Origin of the sequence: Pseudomonas sp. Pseusp3 (assembly GCF_047304225.1) — a bacterium.
GTDB lineage: Bacteria > Pseudomonadota > Gammaproteobacteria > Pseudomonadales > Pseudomonadaceae > Aquipseudomonas > Aquipseudomonas fluorescens_CD.
Genome location: NZ_JBGLYV010000010.1, coordinates 63128 through 82914, shown reverse-complemented (window position 1 = coordinate 82914; position 19787 = coordinate 63128). Strand labels below are relative to the sequence as shown.

Here is a 19787-nt window from a genome sequence, read left to right as displayed (position 1 = left end):
ATCGAGTGTAGCGAAGGAAATTGCCCGACCCATGCTCCATCAGATTGCTGAATGGCCCGAGCAAACCGCGGGAGTGCCTGAAGCAACTGATGCAACAACAAGAAAGTTAAAGGCCTGTTCAAATTACTTGAAAATAACCTGGAATTATCCTGCAAGCGCGAGAGTCGGACTTTTTAAGCAGCTCGAATTCAATTCAATCCCACTGACCTTGATTGGCATGGTCAATCCGCTGCATTTTCAACAAGGAAACAGACATGAGCACAATACTGATCATCCTTCTGATCCTGTTACTGATCGGTGGTTTACCGGTCTTCCCGCACTCCAGAAGTTGGGGTTATGGCCCATCCGGAATCCTCGGTGTGGTGTTGGTGGTACTGTTGATCCTGCTCTTGCTCGGGCGAATATAAAAATTCGCCAGACAAAAAAAAGAGGCCCTTGAAGGGCCTCTTTTCCATTGCGTCACAACTTACTGCGGCGTGCCGTGAACGACACCGGCGGTGTTGTCCAGCAGGCTCTTGGTCGCGGTTTGCAGGAACGCTTCGAGCTTGAGTTTCAACTCGGCGGTACGCGGTGCATCGTCAATGATCTCGGCGTGCGGCGTAGCGCCCATTTCATACTGGTACAACTTTGGCGCCATGTCCTTTTCCTTCGGCAACACCAGGATCTGGTCGTCGCTGAGGATGGCCGTGGTCTGCTCGTTACCCGAAGGTTTGATCACACCAAAACCCTTGTCGCCCTCAGGCAGGTTGAGCAGGTCGCGGCCCCAGCATTGCTGGCGGGTTTCGCCGCCCAGGCGGCCCATGATGGTCGGTACGATGTCGATCTGGGTGCCCACGGTGTGGTCACGCTGGCCGAACTTCTCCTGGATGCCCGGTGCGATCATCAGCATCGGGATGTTGAAGCGGCCCAGGTCCATTTCGGTGATCTGCTGTTCGTTGCCAAAACCGTGGTCACCGACAATGATGAACAGGGTTTCCTTGAAGTACGGCTCCTTGCGGGCCTTTTCAAAGAACTGGCCCAGCGCCCAGTCCGCATAACGCATGGCGGTCAAGTGCTCGTTCAGGGTGCCGCGATTGGTCACGCGCTCGACCGGCAATGGCGTCGGCAAGGCGTATGGCGTGTGGTTGGACAGGGTTTGCAGCAACGCATAGAACGGCTTGCCGTTTTCCCGCGCCTTGAGCTCTTGCAGGCTGCGATCGAACATATCCTGGTCGGACACGCCCCAGGTCGGGTCGGAGAACACCGGGTTAACGAAGTCGTTACGGCCGATGAAGTTGGTCATGCCCTGGTTGCTGAAGAACCCCGACTGGTTGTCCCAGGCAAAATCGCCGTTGTAGACGTACACGTCGTCATAGTGACGGGCGCTGAGCAATTGCGGCAGGCCAGACAGCTTGTGGCTGCCTTCCGGGGTCTGCATCAGGTATTCGAAACCCGGCAGGTTCGGGAAGCAACCCATGGTGGCAAACATACCCTGGTGGGTATGGGTACCGTTGGAGAAGAAGCGGTCGAACATCAGGCCTTCCTTCGACAGTTTGTCGAGGTACGGCGTGATGTTGTCCGGGCCACCCAACGCTCCGACCGAGTGACCGGCCATGCTTTCCATCAGGATCACCACGACGTTCTTGATCGGCAGCGTCTTGTCGGCCGGTGGCGTGTAGTCACGACGTACGGCGGCCATGTCGGCCTCGACCAGTTTTTCGTCCGGCAGCACCAACATGTCACGCACGATTTGCTGGGCTTGCTCCTGCGGCAAGGTGGCCTTCCAGATGTTGTCGCGTTCCTCGGACATCCGGCTCTTGGCAGCCGCCACCAATTGCAGGGTACCGTTGAGGCCCAACTGGTTGGCGAAAATCGAGTTGGTGGTGTAGACGTCACCCCAACGCAATGGCGGGCCTTGGCGCAGGGTGCCACGTGCGGCAACCACGCAGATCAGCAGGCACACCACGAATACCGCAATGCGCGCATACCATGGGGCAACCTGGCGGGTGCCGATGCTGCCGCCACTGAATGGGCCACGGGGACGGGTTGCACGGTCGGCGCCCTTGAATGCCAGGCTCAGGATCCAGGTGCCCACGGCCCATGCCAGCAGGTAGCGAACCACCGGAAAACCGTACCAGAGCATGCTCATCACGGTTTTCGGATCTTCCTTGACGTACTGGAAGACCAGGCCGTTGAGGCGCTGGTGGAACTCACGGTAGAAGTCCATTTCCATCAGGCCCAGGAACAGCGCGATGCTGGAGACGATCGTCAGCCAGAGACGGAACAGCCCGCGTGCCGCCATGGCCCGGGCGCTGAACAATGCCAGCAGCAACGGAATGCTCAGATAGACCACCAGACGCACGTCGAAGCGCAGACCGTTGGCGAATGCCTCGAGGAAGGTCGAGGCCGGTGTGTCGAGGATCATCGAGCGGTTGTAAACCAGCAGCGCGACGCGCAGCAGGCTGAACATGACCATCATGACCAAGGCACACAACAGCGTGTAGGCCAGATGCGATTTGACGGTCGGTTGCAGCAGGCGACTAGAGGCTCGCTGCTGATTCAGGGCGTCCGGGATTGCCATGTCGTTTTAGGACCCATTGGAAGTTTAAGTTTCGAAAATACAGCTGCGCCTTGCCCTCTTTTCGGCCCGTAACAAGGCCCGGGGTTTGCGCGGTGCGCAAATGTTGCACGATCAACGGCTGCATTGCCATTGATTACTACCCTCATCCCGACTCTTTCATCCTGCATTCAGGACTATGCAGCGTGTGGCGGGAGAGCCGGCGAATTGTCTTGGAGACTTGGTGAAAATTTCGTGCAACGCATATTCGGAAACAAATTAAAGCGCCCACCTCCCCCGTCAAAAATGCAAACGCCCCGAACCGGTCGGGGCGCTACGAAGTCATCTTGAAAGAACGAAACCGTTACTTCTCGGCGCGTTCCTTGAGGGCTTTCAAGGTATTGAACGGGGCATCCACCACAAACTTGTTGGCCACCATCGACGGCACGCTGCCGCCCGGTTCGGTGTGCACCTGATAGGTCACTTCGATCTGGTCGCCCTTGGGTACGAACTTCCAGAAACCATTGACTTTGGCGACCCGGACGAAGCCTTTTTCTTCAGGAATGTATTTCGGTACACCTTCGAGCTTGCGGGTCAGGCTGCCATCGGCACCTTCGATGGTGGTGACGTGCAGCACCGAATCACGCGGAGTAACCGGCCACGGGGTGTTGAACTGAGTGTAGGTCCAGCTCTGGTCACCTTCGTGCTTGAGCAGCTTCTGGGTTTTGCATTCGTGAATCCAGGCACAGGCTCCGGGCACATCCTCCTGCAACGCACGCAGCTTGGCCACGGTGGTCTTCATCAGCGTGACGCCCTGGTAGGCCTTGTAGTCGGACCCGGCCACTTCACTCAGGGAGATCTTGATGCCGTCTTCGTTTTTCGCGACTTTCCAATCTTCGGCCTGGGCCGCCGAGGTGGCCAGCACGACCGTCAAACCACACAGCACAGCAATACGATGCAGCGAACCCATAGTCTTATTCCTTATTGTTGAAGTTCCGTTCGTAAAACACATCACGCCGCCGTCATTTGCTCCCACCAGCCGATCAGCCGAATGGCTTCCTCGCTGCTGCTTCCGCACACCTCGGGGTCGGCCTCGAAGGCCGAACACACCGCCGGCCGTTCCGGCTGGCCGAAAATGCTGCACAGGTTATCCGGGGAAAGTTGCAGGCAACGCTGCCCCGCGGCTTTGCCGTTGGGCATACCGGGAATCGGTGAACTGATGGACGGGGCAATGCAACACGCGCCACAGCCCTCACGGCATTTCATGACGACAAGCTCCTCGCGACGAGCAATGTGTTAAAGGACGGGGCACAGAGTACCCGCTAAAACAGTTGTTTTAAATTACCTGCGAGCGGGTTTTTCAACGCAAACGAACGTGACCATGCAGTCTCCGACAAAGCGTCTGTCCTGCGGCACGTGGATCTTGACGACTTACTGTTTGAACTCGAAATCCAGTGCTGCGCCTTCGACCTCGCGGCGCTCTTCATTGCGCAGTTGCAGCTGCATTTCATTGCTGAGCAGGCGTCCGTTGAGCTGGAACGGGCTGCTACCGCTTTTGTCACCGAACATCTGGGGCAACAGCGATTCACGCTTGGTCAACGGTACCGTTCCGACAGGCTTCAGTTCTTGAACCATATCCTTGGGCAAGCTCAGGTCCAGATTGGCGGATGGAAGCTCAGTCTTTACCACTTCGCTGGCCGGTTTCGACTTGGAGGCAATGGGTGGATGCTTTTTCGCGGGCGTCGCCGGTTTTTTGGCCGACGAGGCTTTTTTTGCGGGTTCGGCTTTTATCGGTGCTACGTGGAAACTGCCGGTAGCCTGTTCCTGCTCGGAAGCGGCAACGACGGATGCCGGCTGAATACTCGCAAACAGACAGAGCAATAGCCAGGCGGCAGGAAGAATAGGTTTCATGTATCCCACGGTGGGTGCAAACGGCAGAGGTGCATATGCTCGCCTGTTGCAGCCCACAAGACAAGCACAGTAGCAGCCTGTTACAAACCGCCGGCCATCTCCTGGCAGAGTTGGGTGGCCAGCATGCCCAGGGTCATCAACGCACGCTCGGCTTCACGGTTCCATGGCGTGCCGCAATTGAGGCGAATGCAGTGATTGAATTGCTCGGTATTACTGAAAATCAGTCCTGGCGCAATACTGATGCCCTGCTGCAAGGCCCGCACGTGCAACTCCTGGGTGTTGACTCGGCCCGGCAGACTCACCCACAGAATGAAGCCACCGGTAGGCCGGGTCATCTGCGTGCCTTCCGGGAAATACTGCTGCACCGCCAGCTGGAAGGCACTGAGGTTCTTGCGGTATTCCTGGCGGATGAAGCGCAAATGCCGATCGTACCCGCCATTTTCCAGGTAAGCGGCGATACCCATCTGGGTGACGCTGCACGCAGAATGCGTACTGAACGTCTGCAAGCGCTGGATTTCCTGCTGATACTTACCGGCAATCATCCAGCCGATCCGCACTCCCGGCGACAGGGTTTTAGAGAAGCTTGAGCAATAGATCACCCGGTCCAGCCGATCGTAGGCCTTGAGGGACTTGGTGCGCCCCTGCTCGAACATCAGCTCACCGTAGATATCATCTTCGACAATCTGGATATCGAAATCCGACGCCAGGCGCAGCAGTTGTTTCTGCCGCTCTTCAGGCATGGTGCCGCCCAATGGATTACTCAGCCGGGTGGTCAGCACCAACGCCTTGATCGACCACTGGTTGGCTGCCAGTTGCAGGGCTTCCAGGCTCATGCCCGTGGCTGGATCACTGGGGATCTCGATGACCTTGAGGCCCAACAGGTCGGCCAGTTGCAGCAACCCGTAATAGGTCGGCGACTCGGCCGCAATCAGATCGCCCGGACGGGTCAACACGCGTAAAGACATCTGCAGCGCATCGACACAGCCGTGCGTGATCACCACTTCCGACGGATCGACCACCACGCCGGCATCGCGCATGCGGATCGCCACTTGTCGGCGCAACGGCTCGAAACCGGGGCTGAACATGTAACTGAAGGCCCGCGGGCTATGGAAACGGGTGACTTTGGCCAATTGCTGATGCAGTGCCCGCACCGGCAGATAGTCGACACTCGGTACTGCAGCGCCCAGCGGGAACACGCCTTCGCGACGGGATTCCACCAAAACCTGTTGAATGATGCTGCTGCGGGTGACCAGGCCGGGGCGCTCGACCCGGGCGATGTCCGGCGTAGGTGCGGTGAGTGCCGGCGTCTGGTGCACGTAGTAACCCGACTGCGGCCGGGCGCGGATCAGCCCCTGATCTTCGAGATTGGCATACGCCTGCAACACCGTCGCATGGCTGACATTGAGCTGCGAGCTCATCTTGCGCACCGAAGGCACGCGCTCTCCCGGCTGATAGACCCCACGGCGGATGTCTTCGGCCAGTTGTTGAGCAATACGTTGATAGAGCAAAAGATTGGTCATGACGCAGCACTCGATTTCACGGGCATTTTATTCTTGTGTGAAACAATACCGGAACAGTTTAGAAGTGTACGGGGACAGTTGCCACAATAGTCGACCGTACAGTGCAGTGTCAGCAAAATCTGTACTGTTTTGTGCGGTAATCGGCAGGCATAAAAAAACCCGGCGCTGCGTGGCAGGCCGGGCTTTCCAGCGACGCAACCCCTAGCGGGCAGCGCCGAGCTGGCCTTTTTCGTCGGAAAACACAATTTCCACCCGACGGTTCTGCGCTCGCCCCCGTTCCGACGCATTCGCGTCCACCGGATACTCGTCACCATAACCCTCGACCTGGATGCGCCTGTCGTCGATGCCCAGGTCCATCAGCACGTCAGCCACCGATTGTGCGCGGTCACGGGACAGCTTGAGGTTTTCCTGTTTGCCCCCGGTACTGTCCGTATAACCTTCGATCCGCACCACGCGCTTGGGGTTGAGTTGCAGGAACTGCACAATCTTCAGCACCACGCGGTTGGCCGAAGGTTTCAATTCCGCTTCGCCCGTGTCGAACAACATGTCGCCCAGTGTCATCACCAGACCACGGTCGGTCTGGGCGGTCGTCAATGCCAGGATCTGTTCTTCAAGCCATTTGCCCTGCTGCTGCACACTGAACAGTTTGGATTCACGCAGTGCCAGTTGCAGGCGCTGCCGCTCCAGTTCGAGCTTCGCCGCTTGCTCTTCGTTAAGCGCCTGATTGGTGTGCTCCCGGGCAATGGCGCTATAGCGCTGGCTCAGGTAGGCGTAATGCACCACGTCCGAACCGCTGCCCCAATAGCTGGACAAACGATCGGCGCGGGCCAGGGACTCACCAGCGCGAATCACGTCCTTGGGGGCGATTCGCAGCACATTGGAATCTTCCTTGACCTTCTGAAAGTCGGCTCCAGCCTGCTGCAACGCGCTCTCGCTGTGCTGGCTGGCGCAACCGGACAGCACGGCGCAGCCGGCCAGGATCAAACCGCCGACGGCTTTGCTCTTGAGGCTCATTCGGCATCTCCCAGTTGCTTGCGCAGGCGGGCGATACGGGCGTCAAGCACGTTCAACTGTTCCTCGCTCTTGGCCGTCAGCACCTTGGCTTCAGCCAGACGCGCATCGAGCTCGGCCTGTTCGGCCCGCATGCGTGCGTTTTTGAAAGAATGGTCAGTCATGTTGCCCTTGGCGCGGTTGAACTTGTCTTCGGCCAGTTTCATTTCCGGCACATCGTCAGCGGTGGCGCCCACAGCCTTGGCCTGTTCGAGTGCCTGTTCGGTCAGGCGAATCTGTTCATTCGGCGCAGGATCGGCTGCACAACCGGCCAGGAGCACAAAGGCCACGGCAGCGAAAAGAGGTCGAATACTCACTAAATATCCCTACTGTTTTGGGGTACTGACGGGTTGTTGCGAGGATTGCTGCGATTGTGAGCGCTGTGCCTTCCAACGCTCGACGTTGCGCATCAGCACGGTCTCCGTCAGTCCGGACGCGGGCAATTCTGTCATCTTTTTGGCCAACTGTCCGCGCAACCACGGATCGTTGCAGGCCGAGTCATGGGAAATCGCCAGGTACAGGCCAGGCTTGTCGACCGGTTGCGAGCGGGCGAGCAAATCACCGGCCATGCCCAGTGTCTGTGCGGTCGCCATGCCCGAGTAACGTCCTGCCAGTACGAACTCGACCTCACCCAACAGCAGTTTCTGAAAGGCCTGGGTCAGGCTGGACGTACGTGCGAGGGTTAATTGCTGTCCGGCAAACGTGCTGAATTGCGGAGTCAATCGGGCCTTTTCCGACACGGCTCCGGGGTGGCCGTGCAGGTCCTGTGCCTGGTTGTAGACCAGCGTCGAGTCCTTGCGCGTCCAGACCAGATAGTCGTTTTCCAGTAAGCGTGGATGGATGTAATCCAGGGTTTCCAGCTCGCTGACCGTCAAGGCTGCGTCCGCCAGCATATCCATTCGCCCGCTGCGCACTTCGTCAAGGGCCTGGGCCCGTTTGCCGGCATAAAGCAGTTCGACCTTGAGCCCCAACTCACCCGCCACTTGCTGCAGCAAATCGGCGCTTGCACCGATCAGGTGTTTGGGATTCTGCGGGTCTTGCCACAGGTACGGTGGCGCGTCCGGGCTGCCGGTTACCACCAGGCGTTCGCATTTGCCTGCGGCAAAAGACAGCGCCGGCAATAGCGTCAATCCCAGCATGCTCCACACAAGGCGCAGATCCATGACGACACACTCCACTCAAACCTGGTGATGCCCCCCTTGTAGGAGCGAGCTCGCTCGCGATGTACGTTAACGATGACGCGTTCATTCTGGAAAAACGCGGCGCATTTGAGTCCATCGCGAGCAGGCTCGCTCCTACAGGTAAATGAAGGGCAAAAAAAAGCCCGGCCAAAAGGCCGGGCTCTTTATAAGTGAAGCAGCCGGATTAGACCAGCTTCTCCAGCTCAGGGATGGCTTCGAACAGGTCCGCCACCAGGCCGTAATCGGCCACCTGGAAGATCGGCGCTTCTTCGTCCTTGTTGATCGCCACGATCACTTTGGAGTCTTTCATGCCGGCCAGGTGCTGGATCGCGCCGGAGATACCGACGGCGATGTACAGCTGTGGAGCAACGATCTTGCCGGTCTGACCGACCTGCATGTCGTTCGGTACGAAACCTGCGTCGACCGCGGCGCGGGAAGCGCCCACGGCTGCGCCCAGCTTGTCGGCCAGGGCATACAGGTGTTTGAAGTTGTCGCCGTTCTGCATGCCGCGGCCACCGGAAACGACGATCTTGGCAGCGGTCAGTTCCGGACGATCCGATTTGGCCAGCTCTTCGCCAACGAAGCTGGAGATACCAGCGTCGTGAGCAGCGCCAACGGCTTCAACGGCAGCCGAACCACCTTCAGCTGCAACCGGGTCGAAACCGGTGGCACGCACGGTGATCACTTTGACCGCAGCGTTCGATTGAACGGTGGCGATGGCGTTACCGGCATAGATCGGACGCTTGAAGGTGTCAGCGCTTTCTACCGAGATGATCTCGGAGATCTGGTCAACGTCCAGTGCAGCGGCAACGCGCGGCAGGATGTTTTTGCCGTTGGAAGTGGCGGCAGCCAGGATGTGGCTGTAGCCCTTGCCCAACTCTGCAACCAGAGGAGCAACGTTTTCCGGCAACTGGTGAGCGTAGGCGGCGTTATCAGCCACCAGCACTTTAGCCACGCCAGCCACTTTCGCAGCGGCTTCAGCCACGGCGCCAGCGCCCTGGCCTGCAACCAGAACGTGGATGTCGCCACCGATTTTGGCGGCAGCAGCAACGGTGTTCAGCGTGGCCGGGGCCAGCACTTTGTTGTCGTGTTCAGCAATAACCAAGATAGTCATTTAGATTACCTTCGCTTCGTTTTTCAGTTTCTCGACCAGTTCAGCCACCGACTTGACCTTGATACCCGCGCTGCGTGCAGCAGGCGCTTCGACTTTCAAGGTTGTGTTGGTGGAGGCGGTGGAAACGCCCAAAGCGTCCGGAGTCAGCGTCTCGAGAGGCTTCTTCTTGGCTTTCATGATGTTTGGCAGAGACGCGTAGCGCGGCTCGTTCAAACGCAGGTCGGTGGTGACGATGGCTGGCAGTTTCAGGGAAACTGTCTGCGCGCCGCCGTCGATTTCACGAGTCACGGCAACACTGTCGCCACTGATTTCGACTTTCGAAGCGAACGTGCCCTGACCGTAGCCGCTCAATGCAGCGAGCATCTGGCCGGTCTGGTTGTTGTCGCTGTCGATGGCTTGTTTGCCAAGGATCACCAGCTGAGGCTGTTCCTTGTCGACAACGGCCTTCAGCAGCTTGGCAACGGCCAGGGAAGTCAGGTCTTCGGCGGACTCGACGAGGATGGCGCGGTCGGCACCCAGAGCCAGCGCGGTGCGCAGTTGCTCTTGAGCGGTGGACGGGCCGACGGAGACGACGACGATTTCAGTCGCAACACCCTTCTCTTTCAGGCGTACGGCTTCTTCCACGGCGATCTCGCAGAACGGGTTCATCGACATCTTGACGTTGGCAAGATCGACGCCGGAATTGTCCGCCTTGACGCGAACCTTGACGTTGTAATCCACAACGCGTTTGACAGCTACAAGAACCTTCATGGATTCCTCGTTACTCTCCGGTGAAAAGAAAGTCGCCTAGGCGAACCTGGCGGTTGATGCTCATCGGGCGCAAGGGCACCTCTAAAAACGCCGGCAAACGTGTCAAGTGACCATCGCTCATGCTGTGAATGACCGTTCGTCAGTGGTGACTGACAAGTCATTCAACATCGCGGCGTGTAAACTGCGCAGCAAACCCGCGCGGCGCATCACTCTCTACTGCCATCGCCCTGTCTTTAGAGGTGCTCTTGAAACCAACAGTCAGCCTACGGCGAGCGCAAAACCGCCCGTATCTTGACCGGAACGCCTATTCCGGTCAATACGCCAAAACAGCCGTTCATAAGGCGCGTGACTTTGATTTCTCTGGCTTTGAGCCAATTCAAACAAACGTTTGTATTGGACGCTGAGAGTGGTGTAGATATAATGCGCCACCCAAAGAGAAAGGTGGTCAATCGATTGTCCTCTCTCGGCGTTGCGCCGGGATTCATGGATGCGACACCGAACCTCCAAATTAGAAAAAAAACTGTTGAGCCTTGAGTAGGAGATAACCTGTGGAACGCGAATACATGGAATTCGACGTGGTCATCGTCGGTGCCGGCCCCGCTGGTCTTTCCGCCGCCTGCCGCTTGAAGCAGAAGGCCGCCGAAGCCGGTAAGGAAATCAGCGTCTGCGTGGTCGAAAAAGGCTCCGAAGTCGGTGCTCACATTCTGTCCGGTGCCGTGTTCGAACCACGCGCCCTGAACGAACTGTTCCCGGACTGGAAGGCACTCGGCGCGCCGCTGAACACCCCCGTCACCCGCGACGACATCTTCGTGCTGAAGAACGCTGAAAGCGCGCAGAAAGTTCCAGACTTCTTTGTGCCCAAGACCATGCACAACGAAGGCAACTACATCATCTCCCTGGGCAACCTGTGCCGCTGGCTGGCCCAGCAGGCCGAGAACCTGGGCGTGGAAATCTACCCGGGCTTCGCCGCTCAGGAAGCGCTGTTCGACGAGAACGGCGTGGTGCGCGGGATCATCACCGGTGACCTCGGTGTCGACCGCGAAGGCAACCCGAAGGAAGGCCTGTACACCCCGGGCATGGAACTGCGTGGCAAGTACACTCTGTTCGCCGAAGGCTGCCGTGGCCATATCGGCAAGCAACTGATCAAGCGTTTCAACCTCGACAGCGATGCCGACGCCCAGCACTACGGCATCGGCCTGAAGGAAATCTGGGAGGTCGACCCGGCCAAGCACCAGCCAGGCCTGGTGGTGCACACCGCCGGTTGGCCGATGGACATCATGGGCGCCGAGAACACCGGCGGCTCGTTCCTCTATCACCTGGAAAACAACCAGGTGGTCGTCGGCCTGATCGTCGACCTGTCCTACAGCAACACCTACCTGTCGCCGTTCGACGAGTTCCAGCGCCTCAAGCATCACCCGGTGCTCAAGCAGTACCTGGAAGGCGGCAAGCGCATCAGCTACGGCGCCCGCGCCATCTGCAAGGGCGGCCTGAACTCGCTGCCGAAAATGGTCTTCAAGGGCGGCGCGCTGATCGGTTGCGACCTCGGCACCCTGAACTTCGCCAAGATCAAGGGCAGCCACACCGCGATGAAGTCCGGCATGCTCGCCGCAGAATCGGTGGCTGACGCACTGTTCGCAGAGAAGGACGGCACCGAAGAACTGACCACCTACGTTGACGCGTTCAAGAAGAGCTGGCTCTACGACGAACTGTTCGCCAGCCGCAACTTCGGCCCGGCGATCCACAAGTTCGGCGCCATCGTCGGTGGCGGTTTCAACTGGCTGGACCAGAACATCTTCGGCGGCAAACTGCCGTTCACCCTGCACGACACCAAGCCGGATTACGCGTGCCTGAAACTGGCGGCCGACTGCAAGAAGATCGACTACCCGAAACCGGACGGCAAGATCAGCTTCGACAAACTCAGCTCGGTGTTCATCTCGGGTACCAACCATGAAGAAGAGCAGCCGTGTCACCTGAAGCTGGCTGATGCGAGCATCCCGATCACCAAGAACCTGCCGCTGTACGACGAACCGGCCCAACGCTACTGCCCGGCCGGCGTGTACGAAGTAATCACCAAGGAAGACGGCGAGAAGCGCTTCCAGATCAACGCCCAGAACTGCGTTCACTGCAAGACCTGCGACATCAAGGACCCTGCACAGAACATCACCTGGGTGGCGCCGGAAGGCGCCGGCGGCCCGACTTACCCGAACATGTAAGCCGAACCGCGAACATCAAGGCTCCCGAAACGGGGGCCTTTTTGTTGCCCGCAATTCCGGGCATTACATCATTGCCTGCAGGAGCGAGCTTGCTCGCGAAAAACGCCAATACACCGCGTGCATTCAGACAATACGCGTTAGCGTTATCGACCTTCGCGAGCAAGCTCGCTCCTACAACCGAGCTCCGCCGACAGCCGCGCCGTGACCCCTTTGATCAGGGGAATCAGCTCGGCCATTTTTTCCAGCGGCATGTAAGGCACGGTGCTGGCAATGCTGATCGCCGCCACAATGCGCTTGCTCGCATCACGAATTGGCGCCGCCACGCAGCGGATCGACGGTTCATTGTCTTCCAGATCGAACGCGTAGCCACCGGCCACGTACTCGGTCATGCGCTGCTCAAGCTGTTCCCAAGACTGCTGGGGATGCTGCGGCCAGAACTGACTTTTCCCACCCGCTGGCAGGCTGATGTCGTACAGCCGCTGCCAATCCTGCGGCGAATCATCGAGCATCAACGCCTTGCCAATCCCGGTGCGTGCCAACGGCATGCGATGGCCGACCCGCGAACGCATTTCCGGACCATTGCGCCCCGGATTCTTCAGCAGGTACAAAACCTCGTCGCCTTCGCGAATGCCCAGGTGCACGGTGTCGCCGGTCAACGCCGACAGCTCATCCAGATACGGCCCGGCCAGGGTCACCAAGGGCAATTCTTCACGGGCCTGAAAGCCCAGCTCGATCAGTTTCGGCCCCAGCAGATAACCGACTTGCGGCACCACCCGCAGATAACGCTCGTCGACCAGGCAACTGGCCAGGCGATGGGTGGTACTGCGCGTAGTGCCGATCAGCCGGGCGATTTCCTTGAGATCGCGGGCGCCGCTGGCCACGGCCTGGACCACACCCAACCCGCGAAGCAGGGTCTGGGTACCGGTCGGCGCGGCGTCCTTGGCGATTTTTGGGGCGTCTTCCTGCATATCCAGCCTTTACCGTTGAGCGAGTGAACGGGCGGCATTATGGTCGCCCGGATGCCACGACTACAACTTGATACGCTCGACCTTGCCCACCAGCAGGATGTAGGACAGCGCGCCGATCAATGCCAGCACCGAGATGTAGGTGATCGCCGGAGCAAAGGAATCACCCGTGGCGAGAAAGCCGATCACGATAGGCGTGGCAATCGCCGACAGGTTGCCAATGAAGTTGAACACCCCGCCGGTCAGCCCGAGCAAGCGCGCCGGAGCAAGCGTCGACACCAGCGACCAGGTAATCGAAGCCAGGCCGTTGCCGAAGAATGCGAGCGCGAGGAAGGCAATCACCAGCGGCGTCGACTCGACAAAGTTGGCGCCGATGATCGAGGTGGAAATCAGCAAGCCGCTGATGATCGGCAACTTGCGGGCGAAACCTACCGTGCAGCCGCGACGGATCAAAAAGTCCGAGAAGAAACCGGAACACAGCACACCGACAAACGCGGCGAGAAACGGCAGCGACGCCAACAGGCCGGACTTGATGAAGTCCATGCCACGATATTTCACCAGGTAGGTCGGGAACCAGGTGAGGAAGAACCACAGCGTCGAGTTGAGGCAGAACTGCCCGAGGTAGATGCCCCAGAGCTTGCGCTTGGTGAGGACAATCCCCAGGTCCGTCCAGCTGAATCTGGCTTTGACCCTGGCCTGCTCGGCCTGGATGTCCACCAACCCGCCGCCCTCGCGGATCAAGTCAATTTCCGCGTCATTGGCGCCTTTGAAATCCCGTGGCTCGCGATACACCGCGTACCAGATCACCGCCCACACAATGCCCACCGCACCGGTGGAAACGAACACCATGTGCCAGCCGAATTCGTGCTGGAGCCAGGCCAGCACCGGCGTCAGGAAGGCCAGGCCGACGAACTGCCCGGATGTATAGAAACCGATGGCCGTGGCGCGTTCGCGCTCGGGGAACCAGGTGGTGACCACGCGACTGTTGATCGGATAGGCCGGCGCTTCCAGGGCACCGACCGCCATGCGCAACACGAACAGCGCGATAAAGCTCGCAGCGAAGCCGAGCATCACCGTGGCCACCGACCACAGCAGCAATGCGACGCTGTACAGAATCCGCGGCGGCACGCGGTCCACCAGCCAGCCGCCGGGGATCTGCATGGCGGCGTAGGTCCAGCCGAAGGCGGAGAAAATCAGGCCGACGTGGATCGGATCGATGCCCAGGTCACTGGTCAGCGCCGGGGCGGCAATCGACAGGTTGCTGCGGTCCAGGTAGTTGATCACCACGGTGATGAACAACAGCACCATGATGAAAAAACGCTTGCGGCTGGGCGTCACCAACGACGCCTGCCCGGTGAGAGTTTGCGATTGCATGGCGGGGTGCCTCTTCTTATGTTTATTGAGGTCGATTCGAAACTTCGCGCAGCCCCTTGTAGGAGCGAGCTTGCTCGCGATGGTGTGTCATTCAGCCTGATGTCGACTGACACACCATCGCGAGCAGGCTCGCTCCTACAGGGTTCAGTGGTAGGTCAGGGAGTGATCACCACTCGGCAAAACTGCCGTCGGCATGGCGCCAGATCGGGTTGCGCCAGCGGTGACCGACGGCAGCACGTTCGATCACGTATTCTTCATTGATCTCGATACCCAGGCCCGGGCCGTTCGGGATCTTCACGAAGCCCTGGTCGTAGTCGAACACCCGTGGATCTTTCACGTAGTCGAGCAGGTCGTTGCTCTCGTTGTAATGGATGCCCAGGCTCTGTTCCTGGATGAATGCGTTGTAGCAAGCCGCGTCCAGTTGCAGGCAGGCGGCCAGGGCAATCGGGCCCAGCGGGCAATGCAGCGCCAGCGCCACGTCGTAGGCTTCGGCCATGTTGGCGATCTTGCGCGTCTCGGTGATGCCGCCAGCGTGGGACGCATCCGGCTGGATGATGTCGACATAGCCTTCGCTGAGCACGCGCTTGAAATCCCAGCGCGAGAACAACCGCTCACCGAGGGCAATCGGTGTGCTGGTCAGCGGCGCCAGTTCCTTCAGCGCTTCGTAGTTTTCGCTGAGTACCGGCTCTTCGATGAACATCAGCTTGTACGGGTCGAGTTCCTTCATCAGTACCTTGGCCATGGGCTTGTGCACCCGGCCATGGAAGTCCACGCCGATCCCCACGTTCGGGCCGACCGCGTCGCGCACGGCAGCGACGTTGGCCAGGGCCTGGTCGACTTTGTCGAACGTGTCGAGGAACTGCAGTTCTTCGGTGCCATTCATTTTCACCGCAGTGAAACCACGCTCGACCGCTTCTTTCGCCGCACGCGCCGTGTCTGCCGGACGGTCGCCACCGATCCACGAATACACACGAATCCTGTCCCGCACCTGACCACCCAGCAAATCGCTGACCGACACGCCCAGCGCCTTGCCCTTGATGTCCCACAAGGCCTGGTCGATACCGGCCAGGGCGCTCATGTGGATCGCGCCACCACGGTAGAAGCCGCCGCGATAGAGCACGGTCCAGATGTCTTCGATGTTGCGCGGGTCTTTGCCGATCAGGTAGTCGGACAATTCTTCAACGGCAGCGGCAACGGTGTGGGCACGACCTTCGACTACGGGCTCGCCCCAGCCGGTGACGCCTTCGTCGGTTTCTACCTTGAGGAAGCACCAGCGCGGCGGAACGATGAAGGTAGTCAGTTTGGTGATTTTCATCTGTCGGTCTCTCTTATTGGATGCAGCGCTCGCAGCGCCAAAAAGTCTTAGCGAAGGGCTTTCCAGGCAGCGACGTAAGCCTTGGCATTGGCCGCCACTTGCGCAGGCGTCATGCCCGGTTTGAACAGGCCGGAACCCAGGCCGAAGCCTTTGACGCCAGCGTCGATAAACACCTGCATGTTGTCCGGGGTGATCCCGCCGACCGGCGCCAGAATCGTTCCCGCTGGCAACACCGCCAGCCAGGCTTTGACGACTGCCGGCCCCATCTGCTCGGCCGGAAACATCTTCAGTACATCCGCACCCTCGGCCAGTGCCGCGAAGGCCTCGGTCGGCGTGGCGACACCCGGAGACAGGTACAAACCGGCCGCCTTCGCCGCGCGCAGTACCTTGGGATCACTGTGGGGCATGACGATCACCTGGCCGCCCGCGGCTTTCACTTGCGCGACCTGCTCCGGCGTCAACACCGTGCCGGCACCGATCAGGCAATCGGCAGGCAAGGTACTGCGCAGGATGCGGATACTCTCGTACGGTTCAGGGGAATTGAGCGGCACTTCGATGACGCGAAATCCGGCGGCGTACAGGACTTCGCCGATGGCGGCCGCTTCTTGCGGACGCAGGCCGCGCAGGATCGCGATCAGGCCGTTTTGCGCCAGCGCTTGTTTGAGCATGTCAGACCTCCAGGCAGGATTAACGGGATGCGGTGGACGTGACCAGGCCAGCGGCGAGCGCCAGTTGCCACAATCCGCGTTCGGTGGCCTGTTCGGCCAGGGTCACCCGGGCAAAACCGCAGGCGTCGAGCGCCCGCCTGTAGCGGGCACAGAGTTGGGTATTGCCGATGAGGATGATCGACGGCAGGTGCACGCTGTTGCGCCGACGCCGCTGGACATTGGCCAGGGCCGCCAACTCGTGGCCGATCAGCAGGCCGGACAGGTAATCCGCCTGGGCGGTGGCGCTCAATTCGCCCGTCAGGCCCAGGCTACGGGCGCTGAACATCGTCGACAGCGGACCGGTTTCACCGTCCGTCGACAACGCGACCAGCACGCCGCGATCAAACGCCTCGCCATCGAAGGACCCGCCACGCTGCTGGGTGCGTCCGAGAATGCTGTGCTCGCTGAGCACGGCGAAGACTTCGCCGGTCATGAACGTATCGAAATGCACGATGCAGCCATCGGCCACTTCCACCCATTTCGAATGACTGCCCGGGAGGCCGATCAACAGGTCGGCGCCCGCCTCGTTCGTCAGGTTTTGCAGCACACCGAGCACCTGGGTTTCTTCGCCGCGCATCACGTTCGGCAAACGCGAACGCTGGATGACGCCAGGCACAATGTGCACATCGACGCCGCGCAGGCTACGCACGGTTTGCAAGGAAGTACCAAGGTTGGCGACGTTCGCCGGCGTATCGCGGTAGGCCGCTTCGCGCCATCCCTGGGCGCTGCCGACCATGCCGCAGGCAATCACCGGTAATTGCGGCTGCGCATCGAGCCAGTCGCCGCAAGCTTCGTCGAAGGCCAGTTCGAAACCATCGGTGGATTCGCGGCCGCCAATGATTCGCGGCGCCTTCGGCAGTTGCATGATCCCCGACGACAGCGAACGCTGTTCGAGCACCTGCCCGCCTTCAGCCAGTTTGTAAGCACGTAATGAGGTCGTCCCCCAGTCGAGCGCGATCAATTGCGCCTGCATCGCTTCACCTGTTTTGGTTTTTGGCAGTGAGTGAGCGGGACTATAAACCTGCGCAGGGCAAAATCTCAATATATAAATATCAATCCCATATTATGAGACAAGACAAAAAATATCGCAGCCTTCGACAGCACCCGCAGGCGCTGCCCAAGACTGCGATCTTTTAAAAGCGATCAGTTACCCGCTGCGAATTCCCGCAGCACTGCCCCGTCCATCCGATACCGAACCCACTCCTCCTGCGGCTGCGCCCCCAGGGATTTGTAGAATTCGATGGCCGGGGTATTCCACTCCAGCACGCTCCACTCGAAACGGCCGCAGTCGTTGGCGCAGGCGATTTTCGCCAGATGCCGCAGCAGGGTCTTGCCCGCACCGCCGCCGCGCTGTTGCGGGGTGATGTAGAGGTCTTCGAGGTACAGGCAATTGCTGCCAAGCCAGGTGGAATAGCTGAAGAAGAACACCGCGAAACCGATGGGCGCACCGTCGCGCAGGCAGATCAGGCCATGGGCGGTGGCACCTTCGCTGAACAGACTGCGCTCGATGTCGGCAACGCTGGCGATGACTTCATGGCGGGCACGTTCGTAGTCGGCCAGTTCAGTGATGAACGCGAGGATTTGCGGTGCGTCACTGGGGGTCGCCGGGCGGATTTCGATCGTCATGGACGTGCCTTGTCAAAAATGGAAAACGCCATACTAAGTCGGCGCGGTATTTGTGGCGAGGGAACTGTCCCAACACCTGTAGGAGCGAGCTCGCTCGCGATGGTCGTCAACGATTACGTGTGCGGCCTGAATAAATGCGGTGTCCTTGTGTTTTTCGCGAGCAAGCTCGCTCCTACAAAGGGGGTTTACTCCGGCCGGCACTAACCCTGGAATCGATAAACTCGGACCTGACATTCGGGCACTGCGTGGTTAGATAGACGCGCCGCTCATTTATCCGGCCAAGGAACCGCGTCATGTCTACCGCAACACCTCCTGTCTCAAGCAAGTTGTTCGGCCTGTTTTGCCTCGCCAGCTACCTGTTGTCGTTGTCCTACGGCTCGACGTTCTTGCTGTCGTTGCTGATTGGTTCTCGTGGCGGCAACGAACACAACGCCGGAAGTGTAATTTCGGCGGCGATGCTCAGCACCTTTGCGGCGGTGATTGTTTCCGGTCATTTGTCCGACTTGCTCGGTGCCGCCCGATCGGTGGCACTGTTCGGTGTATTGCTGGTAGCGGCCAGCCTGGGCTTCGCCCTGACTCCGGGCTTTGGCCATCTGCTGTTGTTTTTCGGATTGCTGCTGGGCCTGGGCTGGGGTGTGTTCTACACCCTCGGCCCGATCATCGTGGCGGGCCTTGTGACACCCGCACAGCGCGCCAGGTACTTCGCTTTGCTGTCGGGCAGCATGATGACCGGGATTGGCAGCGGCCCGTTGCTCGGCCGCGCGGCGACTGTGCTGGGCTATCCGGTGACCGCGGCGTTTTATCTGGCGGCGCTGGCCAGCCTGATCGGAGTCCTGCTGTTCTGGCACCTGGGCCGACAACTGCAACCGGCGCCCGCGCAATCGAGCAGCGTGTCGCGGATTTCCTGGCGTGCAGCGGGTCAAGTGTTGTCGTCAAGGGCCGTTTTCCCGATCATCATGGTCGGTCTCGGCGGCTGTGTGTTTGGCGGTCTGTCGAGCTTTCAAACCAGTTATGCCGCAGCGCGCTCGCTTGACTATTCGCTGTTCTTCCTCGGCTTCATGAGTGCGGCGATCAGTAGTCGCATGCTGGTTGCCGGGTTCGTGGTCAAGCGCGATCCATTGCGTGCATCGTGCCTGCTGTCGGGGCTGATGCTGGCATCGATCGTGATGTTCGGTTTTGTCGTCGACAGCAGCTTCAGCTACGTGCTCGCGGCGGTGATGCTCGGGATCGGCTACGGCCTGACCTACTCGGTGATCAACGGCCTGGCCGCCAATGAAGCGCCGAACGGCACCACCGCGCAATCCTTGCTGCTGTTCAGCCTGTCGTACTTCATCGGCGTGTTCGGCTTTCCCTTGCTGGCCGGGAAGATCATCGTCGAGCAAGGCATGGCCACGCTGTTGCTCACGGTGTTGGCAGTCGCTTCGCTCAACTGGATGATCACCGTGGGCCGATTGATCTGGCGAAGAGCCACGGCGGTCAGGGCACTGGAGCAAGCCTGAGCCGTTCGTCGCTGATAATGCACCCA

At 59.7% G+C, this 19787-nt stretch carries 19 protein-coding genes; 3 read left to right on the top strand and 16 right to left on the bottom strand.

The window, feature by feature from the left end; translation table 11 throughout:
- Nucleotides 1-254: 254 nt before the first annotated feature.
- Nucleotides 255-407, top strand: a complete 153-nt coding sequence (locus ACCD00_RS05790) for a DUF3309 family protein (protein WP_413422720.1) — start codon at nt 255-257, stop codon at nt 405-407.
- A gap of 59 nt (nt 408-466) precedes the next feature.
- On the opposite strand, the gene ACCD00_RS05785 is transcribed toward ACCD00_RS05790, so the two are convergent.
- From ACCD00_RS05785 to ACCD00_RS05740, 10 genes are all read right to left on the bottom strand, one after another.
- Nucleotides 467-2560: an LTA synthase family protein gene (locus tag ACCD00_RS05785; protein WP_413422718.1), complete on the bottom strand. Its 2094-nt coding sequence runs from the start codon at nt 2558-2560 to the stop codon at nt 467-469.
- A 340-nt stretch (nt 2561-2900) separates the two neighbouring features.
- On the bottom strand, nt 2901-3506 hold the full coding sequence (locus ACCD00_RS05780) for an START domain-containing protein (protein WP_413422716.1): 606 nt from the start codon (nt 3504-3506) through the stop codon (nt 2901-2903).
- Nucleotides 3507-3547: 41 nt separating this feature from the next.
- The gene (locus tag ACCD00_RS05775) at nt 3548-3802 is read right to left on the bottom strand and encodes a YkgJ family cysteine cluster protein (RefSeq protein ID WP_008017747.1); all 255 of its coding nucleotides are present in this window, start codon (nt 3800-3802) and stop codon (nt 3548-3550) included.
- Nucleotides 3803-3967: 165 nt separating this feature from the next.
- On the bottom strand, nt 3968-4447 hold the full coding sequence (locus ACCD00_RS05770; protein ID WP_413422714.1) for a translation initiation factor 2: 480 nt from the start codon (nt 4445-4447) through the stop codon (nt 3968-3970).
- 80 nt (nt 4448-4527) lie between these two features.
- On the bottom strand, nt 4528-5967 hold the full coding sequence (locus tag ACCD00_RS05765; protein ID WP_007973699.1) for a PLP-dependent aminotransferase family protein: 1440 nt from the start codon (nt 5965-5967) through the stop codon (nt 4528-4530).
- Nucleotides 5968-6168: 201 nt separating this feature from the next.
- Nucleotides 6169-6981, bottom strand: a complete 813-nt coding sequence (locus ACCD00_RS05760) for an OmpA family protein (RefSeq protein ID WP_413422712.1) — start codon at nt 6979-6981, stop codon at nt 6169-6171.
- Nucleotides 6978-7334: a DUF4398 domain-containing protein gene (locus ACCD00_RS05755; RefSeq protein WP_413422710.1), complete on the bottom strand. Its 357-nt coding sequence runs from the start codon at nt 7332-7334 to the stop codon at nt 6978-6980. The genes ACCD00_RS05760 and ACCD00_RS05755 overlap by 4 nt, the downstream gene beginning before the upstream one ends.
- A gap of 9 nt (nt 7335-7343) precedes the next feature.
- Entirely contained in the window at nt 7344-8180 is an 837-nt protein-coding gene (locus ACCD00_RS05750; protein ID WP_413422708.1) for a substrate-binding periplasmic protein, read from the bottom strand.
- Nucleotides 8181-8382: 202 nt separating this feature from the next.
- Complete coding sequence (locus tag ACCD00_RS05745) at nt 8383-9312, bottom strand: electron transfer flavoprotein subunit alpha/FixB family protein (RefSeq protein WP_008004325.1); 930 nt, start codon at nt 9310-9312, stop codon at nt 8383-8385.
- Nucleotides 9313-10062, bottom strand: coding sequence for an electron transfer flavoprotein subunit beta/FixA family protein (locus tag ACCD00_RS05740; RefSeq protein WP_110749773.1), 750 nt, complete (start codon nt 10060-10062; stop codon nt 9313-9315). It abuts the gene before it with no gap.
- 548 nt (nt 10063-10610) lie between these two features.
- Here ACCD00_RS05740 and ACCD00_RS05735 point away from each other — a divergent pair.
- A complete protein-coding gene (locus ACCD00_RS05735) occupies nt 10611-12275 on the top strand; it encodes an electron transfer flavoprotein-ubiquinone oxidoreductase (protein WP_413422705.1) in 1665 nt (554 codons plus the stop codon).
- Between the two features lie 143 nt (nt 12276-12418).
- On the opposite strand, the gene ACCD00_RS05730 is transcribed toward ACCD00_RS05735, so the two are convergent.
- The 6 genes from ACCD00_RS05730 to ACCD00_RS05705 all read right to left on the bottom strand — a co-directional run bounded on the left by ACCD00_RS05730 (nt 12419) and on the right by ACCD00_RS05705 (nt 18262).
- Complete coding sequence (locus tag ACCD00_RS05730) at nt 12419-13243, bottom strand: IclR family transcriptional regulator (protein ID WP_413422703.1); 825 nt, start codon at nt 13241-13243, stop codon at nt 12419-12421.
- Between the two features lie 60 nt (nt 13244-13303).
- Nucleotides 13304-14614 carry an MFS transporter gene (locus tag ACCD00_RS05725; protein ID WP_413422701.1) on the bottom strand — a complete coding sequence of 437 codons (1311 nt, stop codon included), beginning with the start codon at nt 14612-14614 and terminating at the stop codon, nt 13304-13306.
- 166 nt (nt 14615-14780) lie between these two features.
- A complete protein-coding gene (dgoD, locus tag ACCD00_RS05720) occupies nt 14781-15929 on the bottom strand; it encodes a galactonate dehydratase (RefSeq protein WP_413422699.1) in 1149 nt (382 codons plus the stop codon).
- Between the two features lie 47 nt (nt 15930-15976).
- Nucleotides 15977-16597: a 2-dehydro-3-deoxy-6-phosphogalactonate aldolase gene (locus ACCD00_RS05715; RefSeq protein WP_413422697.1), complete on the bottom strand. Its 621-nt coding sequence runs from the start codon at nt 16595-16597 to the stop codon at nt 15977-15979.
- Between the two features lie 19 nt (nt 16598-16616).
- The gene (locus ACCD00_RS05710) at nt 16617-17609 is read right to left on the bottom strand and encodes a 2-dehydro-3-deoxygalactonokinase (RefSeq protein ID WP_413422695.1); all 993 of its coding nucleotides are present in this window, start codon (nt 17607-17609) and stop codon (nt 16617-16619) included.
- 170 nt (nt 17610-17779) lie between these two features.
- Nucleotides 17780-18262 (bottom strand): N-acetyltransferase family protein, encoded by a 483-nt coding sequence (locus ACCD00_RS05705; protein WP_413422693.1) that lies wholly within the window; start codon nt 18260-18262, stop codon nt 17780-17782.
- Between the two features lie 293 nt (nt 18263-18555).
- On the opposite strand from ACCD00_RS05705, the gene ACCD00_RS05700 reads away from it, so the two are divergent.
- Nucleotides 18556-19761 (top strand): MFS transporter, encoded by a 1206-nt coding sequence (locus ACCD00_RS05700; protein ID WP_413422691.1) that lies wholly within the window; start codon nt 18556-18558, stop codon nt 19759-19761.
- The last annotated feature ends 26 nt before the right edge of the window (nt 19762-19787 follow it).

Bases quoted from the DNA above. Each gene is read 5' to 3' on its own strand.
- ACCD00_RS05705 (WP_413422693.1), bottom strand. From the start codon at position 18,262: ATGACGATCGAAATCCGCCCGGCGACCCCCAGTGACGCACCGCAAATC.
- ACCD00_RS05775 (WP_008017747.1), bottom strand. From the start codon at position 3,802: ATGAAATGCCGTGAGGGCTGTGGCGCGTGTTGCATTGCCCCGTCCATC.
- ACCD00_RS05745 (WP_008004325.1), bottom strand. From the start codon at position 9,312: ATGACTATCTTGGTTATTGCTGAACACGACAACAAAGTGCTGGCCCCG.
- dgoD (WP_413422699.1), bottom strand. From the start codon at position 15,929: ATGAAAATCACCAAACTGACTACCTTCATCGTTCCGCCGCGCTGGTGC.
- ACCD00_RS05740 (WP_110749773.1), bottom strand. From the start codon at position 10,062: ATGAAGGTTCTTGTAGCTGTCAAACGCGTTGTGGATTACAACGTCAAG.
- ACCD00_RS05725 (WP_413422701.1), bottom strand. From the start codon at position 14,614: ATGCAATCGCAAACTCTCACCGGGCAGGCGTCGTTGGTGACGCCCAGC.
- ACCD00_RS05730 (WP_413422703.1), bottom strand. From the start codon at position 13,243: ATGCAGGAAGACGCCCCAAAAATCGCCAAGGACGCCGCGCCGACCGGT.
- ACCD00_RS05770 (WP_413422714.1), bottom strand. From the start codon at position 4,447: ATGAAACCTATTCTTCCTGCCGCCTGGCTATTGCTCTGTCTGTTTGCG.
- ACCD00_RS05700 (WP_413422691.1), top strand. From the start codon at position 18,556: ATGTCTACCGCAACACCTCCTGTCTCAAGCAAGTTGTTCGGCCTGTTT.
- ACCD00_RS05785 (WP_413422718.1), bottom strand. From the start codon at position 2,560: ATGGCAATCCCGGACGCCCTGAATCAGCAGCGAGCCTCTAGTCGCCTG.
- ACCD00_RS05750 (WP_413422708.1), bottom strand. From the start codon at position 8,180: ATGGATCTGCGCCTTGTGTGGAGCATGCTGGGATTGACGCTATTGCCG.
- ACCD00_RS05780 (WP_413422716.1), bottom strand. From the start codon at position 3,506: ATGGGTTCGCTGCATCGTATTGCTGTGCTGTGTGGTTTGACGGTCGTG.
- ACCD00_RS05760 (WP_413422712.1), bottom strand. From the start codon at position 6,981: ATGAGCCTCAAGAGCAAAGCCGTCGGCGGTTTGATCCTGGCCGGCTGC.
- ACCD00_RS05715 (WP_413422697.1), bottom strand. From the start codon at position 16,597: ATGCTCAAACAAGCGCTGGCGCAAAACGGCCTGATCGCGATCCTGCGC.
- ACCD00_RS05765 (WP_007973699.1), bottom strand. From the start codon at position 5,967: ATGACCAATCTTTTGCTCTATCAACGTATTGCTCAACAACTGGCCGAA.
- ACCD00_RS05790 (WP_413422720.1), top strand. From the start codon at position 255: ATGAGCACAATACTGATCATCCTTCTGATCCTGTTACTGATCGGTGGT.
- ACCD00_RS05710 (WP_413422695.1), bottom strand. From the start codon at position 17,609: ATGCAGGCGCAATTGATCGCGCTCGACTGGGGGACGACCTCATTACGT.